This is a genomic window from Rhodobaculum claviforme (genome assembly GCF_016653255.1).
Lineage (GTDB): Bacteria > Pseudomonadota > Alphaproteobacteria > Rhodobacterales > Rhodobacteraceae > Rhodobaculum > Rhodobaculum claviforme.
In genome coordinates this window covers 1-13,309 of record NZ_NHSD01000115.1, presented here as the reverse complement: position 1 = coordinate 13,309, position 13,309 = coordinate 1, and the positions used below count along the sequence as shown (strand labels likewise).

Sequence of the window (13,309 nt, the reverse complement as noted above, 5' to 3'; positions counted from 1 at the left end):
GGTACGGCCTGCGCGCGCACGGCCCCTTTGCGCCCGAGGCGGGCCACCGCTTCAACCCCGCCAAGCTGCTGATCGATCCCTATGCCCGGCGCCTGACCGGGCGGGTGGGTTGGCACCCCGCGATGCTGGGCCACGACGAGGGGGGGGGCGACGCCGATCTGACGCGCAACTCCGACGACAGCGCGCCGCACATGCCGAAATGCGTGGTCGAAGCGCCCCACGCCCCCGCCGCGCCCGGCCCGCGCACGCCGTTGTCCTGCTCCGTGATCTACGAGGCGCATGCCCGCGGCCTGACGATGCGCATGCCGGGGGTGGAGGCGCCCGGCACGCTGGCGGCGCTCGGCTCCGACCGCGTGCTCGATCACCTGGCCGATCTGGGCGTCACGGCGCTGGAGTTGCTGCCGCTCCAGGCCTTTGTCGACGACCGGTTCCTGGTGGAGCGGGGCCTGACCAATTACTGGGGCTACCAGCCCATCGCGTGGTGCGCGCCCGACCCCCGCTATCTGGGGACCGACACCCTCGATGAGGTCCGCGCGATGGTCGCCGCGGTCCATGCCCGCGGGATCGAGGTGATCCTCGACGTCGTCTACAACCACACCGGCGAGGGCAACGAACTGGGCCCGACGCTGAGCTTTCGCGGCCTCGACAATGCCAGCTACTACCGGCTGGCGGAGGGCGGGCGGCGGTATATCGACGACACGGGGTGTGGCAATACCCTGAACCTCGATCATCCGATGGTGCTGCGGCTGGTGATGGATTCGCTGCGGTACTGGGCCGAGGAGATCGGCATCGACGGCTTCCGCTTCGATCTGGCCGCGGCGCTGGGCCGGCGCGGCAACCACGGGTTCGACCAGAACGCGCCCTTGCTGACCGCGCTGCGCCAGGACCCTGTGCTGCGCCGCACCAAGCTGATCGCCGAGCCGTGGGACATCGGTCCCGGCGGCTATCAGCTGGGCGCCTTTGCCCATCCCTTTGCGGAATGGAACGACAAGTACCGCGACGGCGCGCGCCGGTTCTGGCGTGGCGACGCGGGGACGGCGCCGGATCTGGCCGCGCGCATCACCGGATCCGCGTTGCAATTCGATCATTCGGGTCGGGCGGCGACCAGCTCGGTCAACTTCGTCACCGCGCATGACGGTTTCACCCTGGCGGATGTCGTCAGCTACAACGCCAAGCACAACGAGGCCAACCGCGAGGCCAACCGCGACGGCCACCACGCGGATTTCGGTCACAACCACGGCGTGGAAGGGCCGACCGACGATCCCGCGATCCGCGCGGCCCGCGCCCGCACCCGGCGCAACCTGATGGCCACGCTGCTGCTGTCGCAGGGCACGCCGATGATCCTGGCCGGGGACGAGATCGGCAACTCCCAGTCCGGCAACAACAACGCCTATTGCCAGGACGGTCCCATCGGCTGGATCGACTGGGACGGCGCCGACACCGCCTTTCTGGCGTTCACCCGCCAGGTGGTCGCGTTCCGCCGCGCGCACCCCATCCTGCGCCAGAGGTTGTTCCTGCACAGCCAGATGCGCGATGTGGACGACCTGCCGGATCTGTTCTGGTGGCACCCCGACGGCCGCGAGATGACCCCCGACGACTGGGAGGCCGAGGGCCTCGCCACCGTCTGCGTGGAGATGCGCACGGCCTCGGGCACCCCGGACTGGGCGGTGCTGGAGATGGCGCTGTTCATGGTCTTCAACGCGGGCGAGGGGCTGCGCGTGACCCTGCCGCGGGCCCCGGACGGGTGGTGCTGGTCGCGCGCCCTCGATACCGATCTCCCGACGGGTGTGCCCGCGCCGGAGTTGAGCGACGGCGGCGCAGCCGCGATCGCCGCGCGTTCGGTCGCGGCCTTCGTGCTGGCGGCGGTGGACCCGCCGCGCGGCTCCGGGGCCTGACGGGCGCCACCGCGCGCCGCGAATCACGCGCCACGGACAGCGGCGCCGCCTGTCCGGGGTGTGCCCGAAGCCCCCCGAGGACGCCGACGGAGTCTGGACCACAGCCACCGCGCCACCGCCCGCCCCGCACGCCGCAGCTGCGCCCGGCCTTGTGCACCGACCGCCCCGGCCCGGTGCCAGACCTGCGCCACCCCGAAGATTTTTCGCTTGCGCTGCCGCGCCCCGTCGCCTAACTAGCGCCTCGAGTGGGGCCATAGCTCAGCTGGGAGAGCGCTTGAATGGCATTCAAGAGGTCAGCGGTTCGATCCCGCTTGGCTCCACCAGGATGACGCAAGGAAATTCGGCGATTGCAGGGATCGAAGGGTCGGCTGCTCGCCTGATGGTGCGAAGCCCGGAGCAGGCTACGGCGTCGACCGATGGCGCGGGTCTTCGGGACCGGCGGTTTCCCGACCTTACGCGGGTTGAGGTGCTGCCCGACTGACGGTCGGCACACAGGCGCAATCCCCCGGGCATGACAGGTCCCTGACACCCCTGGCCGCCGCGCGGACGGGTGGTGTGGCTTGAGGTGCGCGTAGCGCCGTGCGGGCCTGCGCGGGCGTTTCGCTCAGCCTTCAGCCCCCCGGCGGGGCATCGACAGCGGTGCATCGACCGAGCCGCTCATGCTGCGCATGCAGCAATGCGGCGTGGCGGGTTCGGCAGGGCGTGCCGTTGCGGCAAGCATCTGCATCCATGTTGAAATCATAGCGCCCCCTTTGCCGCGCACCTGCCATGGATCTGAGCGGTCGAGGGCGCGGGGCCGTGAATTTCTGCGATTGCACTGGAACTGTCACACACAGCTGCGATGCTGCCGGAAAGGGTAAGAACCGAGGAACCCCATGACGGATGCAACTCCCACTGCCGATGTGGCGCGCGCGTACCATGATCTTGTCGACCGGGGCGTGCGGTCGCTGATCGGGCAGGCAACGGGGGGGCTGGCGCCGGCGGCGTTCTGGTCGGCGGTGGCGGACTGGTCGATGCATCTTGGCACGGCGCCGGGAAAGCAGATGATGTTGGCCGAAAAGGCGCTTCAGGCCCCGGCCGTGGTCGCCGCGCGCGCGCTCAGCCCGACGGCACGGACCCCCGTGCCGACCGACCGCCGGTTTGCCTCGGAGCTGTGGGACACGCCACCCTTTTGCGTGCTGCGCGACAGCTTCATGCTGACCGAGGACTGGTGGCAGGCCGCCACGACGGACGTGCGGGGCATGTCCGCGGGCAACGAGGCCGCGCTGAGCTTTGCGGTACGGCAGGCGCTGGACACGGTCGCGCCGACCAATTTTGCCCCCCTCAACCCCGAGGTGCTGGCGCGCGCCCGTGACACGCAGGGCGCCAGCCTGGTCCAGGGCCTGATGAACCTGCTGGCGGAGGCCGCGGGCACGCCCCCCGGGGCCTCGGGCGGGATGGCGCCCGGGGTCGACCTGGCGGCGACGCCGGGCAAGGTCGTGGCCCGCAGCCATCTGGCCGAGCTGATCCAGTACAGCCCCGCCACCGAGACCGTCCACCCCGAGCCGATCCTGATCGTGCCGGCGTGGATCATGAAATACTACATCATGGATCTGTCGGCCCATAACTCCATGGTGCGCTGGCTGGTGGGGCAGGGGCATACGGTGTTCATGGTCTCGTGGCGCAACCCGGGCGCCGAGGACCGCGATCTGGGGATGCGGGATTACCTGGAGCAGGGGCCGCGCATGGCGCTGGATGCGATCGGGGCGATCACGGGGGCGCAGCGCATCCACGCCGCCGGTTACTGCCTGGGCGGGACGCTGCTGGCGATCCAGGCGGCGGCGATGGCGCGCGCGCGCGATGATCGGCTGGCGTCGATGACATTGCTGGCGGCGCAGGTGGATTTCTCCGAGCCGGGCGAGCTGTCGCTGTTCGTCTCCGAGGCGCAGGTGGCGCTGCTGGAGGACCTGATGTGGCAGCGCGGTTACCTGGACGGGGCGCAGATGGCCGGGGCCTTCACCATGCTGCGGTCCAACGACCTGGTGTGGTCGCGGCTAATCCACGAGACGATGATGGGCGAGCGCATGGCGCAGACCGACCTGATGGTCTGGAATGCCGACACCACGCGCATGCCCTATCGCATGCACTCGGAATACCTGCGGGCGCTGTTTCTGGAAAACCGGCTGGCGCATGGAAAATACCGGATCGATGACAAGACCCTGTCGCTGACCAATCTGGAGCTGCCGATCTTTGCCGTGGGCACCGAAAGGGACCACGTCGCGCCCTGGCCCTCGGTCTACAGGATCCACCACCTGACGGACGCGGATGTGACCTTCGTGCTGACCAGCGGCGGCCACAACGCGGGCATCATCTCGGAGCCCGGACACCGGCACCGCCATTACCGAATGGCCACGACGCCCCACGCGGCCCGGTATCAGGACCATGACGCCTGGGCCGCCACCGCCCCGGTGCGGGACGGGTCCTGGTGGGAGGGGTGGTCGGGCTGGCTGAAGGACCGGTCCGCCCCCCGCGGGGCGCCGCCGCCCATGGGGCGGGCCGCGGCCGGGTATGACGTGCTGGGCGATGCGCCCGGTACCTATGTCTTTCAGAAATAGGAGCGCCGCCATGATGCTGGAGAACCGTGTCGGGCTGGTGGTGGGCGTGGCCAATGCGCAGTCCATCGCGGCGGGCTGCGCGGCGGCCTTTGCGCGCGAGGGCGCCGGCATCATCGTGACCCACATGAACGAGCGCGCGCGTCCGCATGTGGCCCCGGTGGCCGAGGCGGTGGGGGCGGTCGATCTGCTGCCGCTCGACCTCTCGGTGCCCGAGCAGCAGCGCGCGGTGTTCGACGCCATCGCCGCGCGCTGGGGGCGGCTGGACTTCCTGCTGCATTCCGTCGCCTTCTGCCCGCGCGCGGATCTGCACGGCCGGGTGGTCGATTGTTCGGCCGAGGGGTTTGCGCAGGCGATGGACATCTCCTGCCACTCCTTCCTGCGGCTGGCGCGCGCGGCCGAGCCGTTGATGCGCGATGGCGGCAGCCTGCTGACCGTCAGCTATTATGGCGCCGAGAAGGTGGTGGACCATTACAACATCATGGGCCCGGTCAAGGCCGCGCTGGAGGCCGTCACCCGCAACGTCGCGGTGGAGCTGGGGCCGCGCGGGATCCGGGCCAACGTGCTGTCCCCGGGCCCCATCGCCACCCGGGCCGCCTCCGGCATCGACGGCTTCGACGGCCTGATGGCCGAGGCCCGCAGCCGTGCCCCCGAACGCCGCCTCGTGACGATCGACGAGGTCGGCGCGGTCGCCGCCTTCCTTGCCTCGGACCGCGCGGCGGGGGTTACGGGCACCACCACCCACATCGACGGGGGGCGCCATGTCCGGATGTGATCCGACCCCGCAACTGATCGAGAACCGCACGCTGGACGAATTGTCGCCGGGCGACAGCGCCGAAATGGTCCGCGTCCTCGGCCGATCCGACATCGAGCTGTTCGCGGTGATGTCGGGCGATGTGAACCCCGCGCATCTGGATCCCGCCTATGCCGATGCGACGCCGTTCCACCATGTGATCGCCCATGGCATGTGGGGCGGTGCGCTGATCTCGGCGGTGCTGGGGACGCGCCTGCCGGGTCCGGGGACGATCTATACCGACCAGTCGCTGCACTTTCGCCGCCCGGTGGCCATCGGGGATACGATCACCACGCGGGTGACGGTGGCGCGGATCGACCGGGACACCGGGCGGGTGACGCTGGACTGCCTGTGCCGCAACCAGCACGGCAAGCCGGTGATCGAGGGACACGCCGAGGTCCTCGCCCCGCGCCAGAAGGTGCGCCGCGCCGTGACCGCCCTGCCGATGGTGCGCCTGCACACCCCCGGCGCGCGGTTCCGCGACCTGGTGGACAGGGCGCGCGCCCTTGCGCCGCTGCCGACGGCGGTGGTGCACCCCTGCGATGCGCTCAGCCTTGTGGGCGCGCTTCAGGCCGAGGCGGCGGGGCTGATCGACCCGATCTGGGTCGGGCCGCGCGCCAGGGTTCTGGCGACCGCGGCCGAGGCCGGCGCAACGCTCGATCCTGCGCGCATCGTCGACGCCCCGCACAGTCACGGCGCGGCCGAGGCGTCGGTGGCGCTGGTGCGCGAGGGCCGCGCGCAGGCGCTGATGAAGGGCAAGCTGCACACCGACGAGTTGCTGGAGTGCGTGCTCGACCGCGCCCACGGGCTGCGGACCGAGCGTCGGCTGAGCCATGTGTTTGCGCTGGACGTTCCCGACCACGATCGGATGGTCTTCATCACGGATGCCGCGATCAACATCGCCCCCGACCTCGCGACGCTTGCCGACATCGTGCAGAACGCCATCGATCTGGCCCGCGCGCTGGGCATCGGGACGCCGCGCGCAGCCCTGCTGTCGGCGGTGGAGACGGTGACGGCCAAGCTGCCGTCCACCCTGCTGGCGGCGGCGATCTGCAAGATGCACGACCGCGGCCAGATCACCGGCGGAAAGGTCGACGGGCCGTTGGCCTTCGACAACGCGATCTCGCCCGAGGCGGTGGCGGCCAAGGGTATCGTGTCGGATGTCGCGGGGCGCGCGGACATCCTGGTCGCGCCCAACCTCGAAAGCGGCAACATGATCGCAAAGCAGCTGATCCATCTGGCCCGGGCCGAGGCGGCGGGCGTGGCCGTCGGTGCCCGCGTGCCCATCATGCTGACCAGCCGGTCCGACAGCCCCGCTGCCCGCCTCGCCTCTGCCGCGCTGGCCCGGCTGCTGGCAGCCGCCCTGCCCGTCGACCCCGGGTGACGCCGACAGCCGGGATGTGCCGGGGACTGGCCGGGGGCAGGGCCGGGGCTGCCCGGCAGCTGGGCTGCGGTTGGCCGGGGCAGCGGCCCGGCACACCGCATGGGCGCCCGGGCCCATGGCACGGCCCCCCCCGCCGCCCGTACCCTCCGCCGTCCATACCGCCCGGTGCGCGTCGGCGGATCACGGCAACGCAGCGATCGGCGGATGTCCCCCGGGGGCGGGGTGCCGGACCCTTCCGATGTCCCCGGCGCGCTGTGGACGGGCGGGGCCGAGCGGGCCTTGCCGCGCGCGACGGGGCGATGATGCCGCACCCCGGACAGGACACCCCGCGCCAGCCCGCCAGGCCAGGGGGCGCGCGCATCGCGGATGCCGGCGCCCGGTCGGCATCGCAGGCGGGTGTTGCATGGCCGCCGCGCCGTTGCCCGCCGCGCTGCGGTTGACATGCTGCTGTCATGGGGGGGCGGCATGGCTGTCGCCACAGGCAGGGCGCCTTGCCCTGCACGCAGGCAGCTTGGGGCGCTGAAGATGGGTGCAATCGCGGGCACGACGACAGGGGGCAGGGGCCTGGCGGGATGGGCGCGCGATCCGGTTGGATGCGTCGGGCCGGTGCACGCGCCCGCCCTTCCGCCCGATGCCGGGGGCGCAGGGCTGCCCGGCCGCATCCTGATCGTCAGTGACGCGTGGGCGCCGCAGGTGAACGGCGTGGTGCGCAGCTACGAGAACATCGCCCGCGTCCTTTGCGGGCAGGGTCGGGTGGTGAAGGTGATCGGGCCCGCGGATTTCGTCACCCTGCCGCTGCCGGGATATCCCGGCATACCGCTTGCGCTGGCGCCGCGGCGGCGGCTGGCGGCGATGATCGAGGCGTTTGCGCCGCACGCGGTTCATGTCGCGGTGGAGGGGCCGTTGGGCTGGGCCGCACGGCGGCACTGTCTGCGCCGGGGGCGGCCCTTTTCCACGGCGTTTCATACCAACTTCCCGGCCTATGCGGCATTGCGTGCGCCGCGCCCGCTGGGCGGCGCGGTGGCGCGCGGCGCGGCGGCGGTGGCACGGCGGTTCCACGCGCCGGCGCGGCTGACCCATGTGGCCACCCCGTCGGTCGAGGCGCAGCTGCGCGACTGGGGCTTTGCCGGCCGGTTCGCACGGCTGTCGCACGGGGTCGATTGCGGTCTCTTTCACCCCGGGGCGCGGCGCCCCCGGGGCGATGTGCCGGTGCTGCTCCATGTCGGCCGGATCGCACCCGAAAAGAACATCGAGGCGTTTCTGGCGCTGTCCGAGTCCGAGACCGGCCCGGTGCGCAAGGTCGTTGTGGGTGACGGCCCGCAGCTGCCCGCCCTGCGCCAGCGCTACCGGGATGTGTCGTTCCGCGGCCTGCTGACGGGGGCCGCGCTGGCGCAGGCGTATCGCTCGGCGGATGTGTTCGTCTTTCCCTCCCGGACCGACACCTTTGGCCTCGTCCTGATCGAGGCGCTGGCCTCGGGGCTGCCCATCGCCGCCCACGACGTGCCCGGCCCGCGCGACATCGTCACCGACCCGTGCCTGGGCGCGCTGGACGCCGATCTCGGCCGCGCGATCCGCCGGGCGTTGGCCGCGCCGGGCAGCCCCCGCGCGCGCCACGCCCATGTCCGTGACCGCTACAGCTGGGACGCGGTGGCCGCGACCTTCCTTGCCCATTGCGCCGAGGTGCGGGGATGAGCGTCGTGCCCGCCGCCGCCCGCCCCCGGCTGCGCGCGCTGTTCGTCTCGGATCTGCACCTGGGCTACAAGGGGGCTGACGTCGCCGCCCTCAACGCCCTGCTGGCAACCTGCGAGATCGATCAGCTGTACCTCGTCGGCGATATCCTCGACGGCTGGAAGCTGGAGAAGCGCTGGCACTGGACGCAGGACTGCTGCGACCTTGTCGACACCCTCATGGTGCTGCGCCGGCGGCGGGTGCGGATCACCCTGATCACCGGCAACCACGACGAGAAGCTGCGCGAGATCCTCCCTCGCCTGCTGCGCCCGCTGATCCTGCGCCGCTTCGGCATCCGCATCGAGGAGCGCTGCACCCATCGCACCGCCGCGGGCGCGCGGCTGCTGGTCACCCACGGCGACCAGTTCGACGGAATGCTGCGCCGGGGCGGATCGAAGCTGGCGGACCGCCTGTGGGGCACGCTGACCGAGGCCGGGCTGGCCCGGCCGCCCCGCGCTGGCCGCCGCTGGTCGCTGGGGCGCGCCATTCTGCGCGATGGCGGTGGTCTGGCACACCGGTATGCCACCGCCGCCTTGCGCCGGGCGACCCTCGAGGGGGTGGACGGCATCGTCTTTGGCCACAGCCATGTCCCGCTGCTTGACCATCGCCGCGGCCGCGTGCTGGCCAATTGTGGCGCCTGGACACGGGCCACCGATGGCCACCACAGCGCCATCGCCGAGACCCGCGAGGGCCGGCTGGAGCTCCTGCGCTGGCCGGCCACGCCCCGGCGGCCGGACATGGCGGCCCCGTCCGCCCTGGCGGTGCGCGATGCCGATGCCGCGCGGCTGATCCGCCTCATCCATGCGCTGTGGCGTCCGACGGAGGCGTTTCCGGGGCTTGCATCGCGTCCGGCCGCGGGACCCCCGCAGGGGTGCGCCCCGGTGCCCGCATGACGCCCCCGTCGGTCGCGCAGCCGGGGCGTCATCGCACCGTTACGCTGCGGGGATACGCGCGGGCGGGAGCGAAGCGAAGGGAGGTCGGACGTGACGGTGAGCGATGGTGCCAGCCCTGCGGCCGGGACACAGGACGCGCGCGCCCGCGCGGTGTACGGGGCGGTGGCGGAGTTGCGCGCCGAGGTGCAGGTCCGCGCGGATCGAATGCTGGCCGACTGGCCGGGCGCGGCAGGCGGCGCCGGGCTGGGCGATTCGGTGGCCAACCTCGCCGCCTGGCTGGCGCTGCGGCAGATTGATCTGGATGCGTTGCAGGGTCCGCTGGCGGCGCTGGGCCTGTCCACTCTGGGGCGGTGCGAGGGCCATGTGCTGGCCTCCATCGACGCGGTGATGGCGACGCTGGCGGTTCTTGCGGGTGTGCCGGGGGTGCGGCACCCCTGTGCGGCGACGTTTACCGATGCCGCGCGGGTGCTGGAGGACCGCCGCGACGCGCTGTTCGGCGCGGCCCTTGGCGACAGCCCCTCGACGCGCATCATGGTGACCCTCCCGTCCGAGGCGGCCGACGACCCCGCCTTTGCCGAAGCCGTCATCGCGGCTGGCGCGGATTGCCTGCGCATCAACACCGCCCATGACGGCCCCGATGCCTGGGTGCGCATGGCCACCCATGTCCGCGCCGCCGCCGCCGCGGCCGGGCGGCACGTCCCCCTGATGATGGATCTTGCGGGGCCCAAGCTGCGGATCACGGCGGTCAACAGCCGCGAGAAGATCCGCCTCCACCCCGGCGACCGCTTCGCCCTTGCCCCCCTGATCCCGGTCGCGCGCAAGGGCCGCCCGAAGCTCTATACCGCCAGCCTGTCGCATCCTGAGGTTCTGGAGGGGCTTGCGCCCGGCGATCCCGTCTGGATCGACGACGGGGTGCTGCGGGCGCGCGTGATCGGGCGCATCGGCATGCTGGTCGAACTGGAGGTGACGCATGCGCGCATCAAGGGCGGCCGGATCAAGCCCGACAAGGGGGTGAACCTGCCGGGGCGGAGCCTCGATGTGCCGGCGCTGACCGACATCGACCGGACGCGGCTGGGCACGGTGGCGGGGCTTGCGGACATGGTCGGCTTCTCCTTTGTCCAGACGGTGGAGGACGTGCGCGATCTGCTCCGTGCGCTGGAGCAGGAGGCCGACGGCCGCCCCCTGCCGCCCGTGGTGCTGAAGATCGAGACGCCGCGCGCGGTCGCGAACCTGCCCTGGCTGATCGTCGAGGCAGGCAGCCGCGTTCCGTTGGCGGTGATGATCGCCCGTGGCGACCTGGCCGTGGAGATCGGCCTCGACCGGCTGTCCGAGATCCAGGAGGAGATGCTGTGGCTGTGCGAAGCCGCCCGCGTGCCGGTGGTCTGGGCCACCCAGGTGCTGGAGGGGCTGGTCAAGCAGGGCCTTGCCAGCCGCGCCGAGGCGACGGATGCCGCCATGGCGCAGCGGGCCGACTGCGTGATGCTCAACAAGGGGCCGCATGTGGTGGAGGGCATCGCCTTCCTGCGTGACGTGCTGCGCCGCATGGATCGCCATCAGCACAAGAAGACACCCCGCATGGGCCGCCTCAACGCCTGGGCGCCATCCGGCCTGGAGCCCGGTTCCGGCCACGGTGCGACGCCGGTACGACCGCAGGTCTGAGCCTCCGGGGTCCGCCTCTGCGCTGCGCGGCGGGGGCGTGGGGTTTGCGAAAAGGGGGGCCGGATCAGGCGCGGGAAGGGGCCACCGGCGGTGCGGTTGGCCATCGGGGCCAGGGTGCGACTGTGTGATCGGCGGGGCGCACAGCGTGCCACCGGGGACCGCCACCGGCGCAATCGCCCGCAAAAGCCGTTGAAACGGCATCGGCGCATCCGTGAAGCCCACGCGCGGCGGCGCCAGCGGCAGGGACATCGCGCGCCTGCGGCGGTTGCGCGGCCGCAGACGGTCCGTCGTACCCGTGTGGCCGCCGCCCATGCCGTGCCTGTCGCGCAGCTGCGCCCCCTTCGGCCCGTAAGCCGTGGCGCGCGGTACCGACCCGCGAGCGTCGCCGAGGCCGCCGCCGGTGATCCCGGTGCGGCCGTCCTGCCCCGGACGTAGCATCGGTGCGGTCCGCCGGGATCAGGGCGGCACCGGGACCGCCCGCCCCCCTGCGGAACCTGTTGCGGGACATGTCGTCGTGCCGCGCGCCCTGGTGGCCCATGCCCCCCGCGGCAAGGGACGATCATGGCGGAGCGCGGCGGGAGGGCGAGGCCCCGGCGCGGGCTGCATCGCTGCGCGCCCGGGCTGCGTTGCGCAGCAGGATGGCCGCCACGACGGCACCCGCCAGCCCCACCGCCAGCAGGTCATGCGCCACCAGCACCAGCCCCGCGAGGCTGAGGACCCACTTCTCCCACCGTTGCACGGGGGCCTGGAAGAAGCCGATATAGGCCACCGACAGTGCCACGATGGACAGCACCCCCGACGACAGCGCCAGCGCGAAGTCGTAGACCGTGAAGTCGATGAACAGCAGCACCGGGGCATAGATGAACATCATCGGCACCAGCGCCTTGCCCATCGACAGCCGGAACGCCGTCATCCCCGTCTGCATCGGGTCCGACCGCGAGATCCCCGACGCGGCATAGGCCGCCAGCGCCACCGGCGGCGTGATGTCGGCCAGCACGCCATAGTAGAAGACGAAGAAATGCGTCGCCAGCAGCGGCACGCCCAGCTGTTGCAGCGCCGGCGCCGCGATGGCCGCCAGGATGATGTAGGTCGGCGTCGTCGGCAGCCCCGCCCCCATCAGGATGCACGCCATCGCCACGAAGATCAGCGCAAAGAACAGCGTGACCGAGTTCTGCTGCAGCACCCCCAGCGGGTCGAGCGCGGTGATCCACACCCCCAGCGCACCGGCCGAATCCAGCACCACGCCCGCGAACTTGAACCCCATCCCCGTCAGCGTGGTCACGCCCAGGATGAAGCCCACGCAGGCGCACGCGGCGGTGATGGCGATGGACTGCTGCGCGCCGGTCTCCAGCGCGCGGGTCAGCCGCCGCGGCGTCAGCGCCGACGCCCGGTCCATCCGCGACCCCAGCCCCAGCGCCTGCATCACCATGGGGATGTAGGAGCACAGAATCGTCAGCACGATGCCCCAGAACGCCGCCAGAAACGGCGTGAACTTCATCAGCAGCATCGTGACCATGACGATGAGCGGGATGAACAGGTGCCAGCTGCGCACCAGAACGTCCCGAAACTGGGGGATCGCGTCGCGGTCCATGCCGGACAGGCCCAGCCTGCGCGCCTCCAGATGCACCATGTAGAGGGTCGCGAGGTAGTGGAACGCCGCCGGGATGATCGCGATCAGGATCAGCTCGTTGTAGGGCACGCCCAGCATCTCGGTCATCACGAAGGCCGCAGCCCCCATGATCGGCGGCGTCACCTGCCCGCCGCAGGAGGCCGACGCCTCGGTCGCCGCGGCAAAGCGCGGCGAGAAGCCCTTGGAGATCATCAGCGGGATGGTGAAGGCGCCCGTCGTGACCGTGTTGGCCACCGGCGAGCCCGAGATCATCCCGAAGAATCCCGAGGACACCACCGACACCTTGGCCGGCCCCCCGGTGTAGCGCCCGGCCACGATGCTCGCGAGGTCGATGAACAGCTGCCCCAGCCCCGATGCCTGCGCCAGCACGCCGAACAGCACGAAGTGGAACACGAAGGTCGCCACCACCCCCAGCGCGATGCCGTAGATCCCTTCGGTGCCCAGATAGAGGTGTTCGACCAGCCGCACGATGCCGTAGCCGCGATGCGCGAGGTCGCCGGGCAGGAGGGGTCCGAAGATCGCGTACATCAGCGCCGCGGCGCCGATCACCGCCAGCGTCTCGCCCATGGTGCGGCGGGTCGCCTCCAGCACCATGATGATGCCGATCATGCCGATGATGTAGTCGATGGGCTGGGGAAAGCCGACGCGCCGGATGAAGATCTCATCAAAAAACACCAGCAGATAGAGGGAACTGGCCGCGCCCGCGACCGCCAGCGGCCAGTCGAGCCAGCCCAGC

At 71.6% G+C, this 13,309-nt stretch carries 8 protein-coding genes and 1 tRNA gene; 8 read left to right on the top strand and 1 reads right to left on the bottom strand.

What is annotated here, in order from left to right; genetic code table 11:
• The 8 genes from glgX to CCR87_RS02805 form a co-directional block, all read left to right on the top strand.
• On the top strand, positions 1-1,895 hold a 1,895-nt coding region (glgX, locus tag CCR87_RS02840), incomplete at its 5' end, for a glycogen debranching protein GlgX (protein WP_201155954.1).
• A gap of 247 nt (positions 1,896-2,142) precedes the next feature.
• Positions 2,143-2,218 (top strand) — tRNA-Ala (locus CCR87_RS02835).
• A 552-nt stretch (positions 2,219-2,770) separates the two neighbouring features.
• Positions 2,771-4,489 carry a PHA/PHB synthase family protein gene (locus CCR87_RS02830; RefSeq protein WP_201155952.1) on the top strand — a complete coding sequence of 573 codons (1,719 nt, stop codon included), beginning with the start codon at positions 2,771-2,773 and terminating at the stop codon, positions 4,487-4,489.
• Between the two features lie 13 nt (positions 4,490-4,502).
• On the top strand, positions 4,503-5,261 hold the full coding sequence (gene fabI, locus CCR87_RS02825) for an enoyl-ACP reductase FabI (protein ID WP_201155958.1): 759 nt from the start codon (positions 4,503-4,505) through the stop codon (positions 5,259-5,261).
• On the top strand, positions 5,248-6,663 hold the full coding sequence (locus CCR87_RS02820; protein ID WP_201155950.1) for a bifunctional enoyl-CoA hydratase/phosphate acetyltransferase: 1,416 nt from the start codon (positions 5,248-5,250) through the stop codon (positions 6,661-6,663). Before fabI ends, CCR87_RS02820 begins: the two co-directional genes overlap by 14 nt.
• A 606-nt stretch (positions 6,664-7,269) precedes the next feature.
• Positions 7,270-8,355 (top strand): glycosyltransferase, encoded by a 1,086-nt coding sequence (locus tag CCR87_RS02815; protein WP_201155949.1) that lies wholly within the window; start codon positions 7,270-7,272, stop codon positions 8,353-8,355.
• The gene (locus tag CCR87_RS02810) at positions 8,352-9,284 is read left to right on the top strand and encodes a UDP-2,3-diacylglucosamine diphosphatase (protein ID WP_201155947.1); all 933 of its coding nucleotides are present in this window, start codon (positions 8,352-8,354) and stop codon (positions 9,282-9,284) included. Before CCR87_RS02815 ends, CCR87_RS02810 begins: the two co-directional genes overlap by 4 nt.
• Before the next feature lie 90 nt (positions 9,285-9,374).
• Complete coding sequence (locus CCR87_RS02805; RefSeq protein WP_338048862.1) at positions 9,375-10,943, top strand: pyruvate kinase; 1,569 nt, start codon at positions 9,375-9,377, stop codon at positions 10,941-10,943.
• Positions 10,944-11,502: 559 nt separating this feature from the next.
• Here the strand turns inward: CCR87_RS02805 and CCR87_RS02800 are convergent.
• Positions 11,503-13,309: TRAP transporter permease (locus CCR87_RS02800; protein WP_201155945.1), on the bottom strand; the 1,807-nt coding region annotated here is incomplete at its 5' end.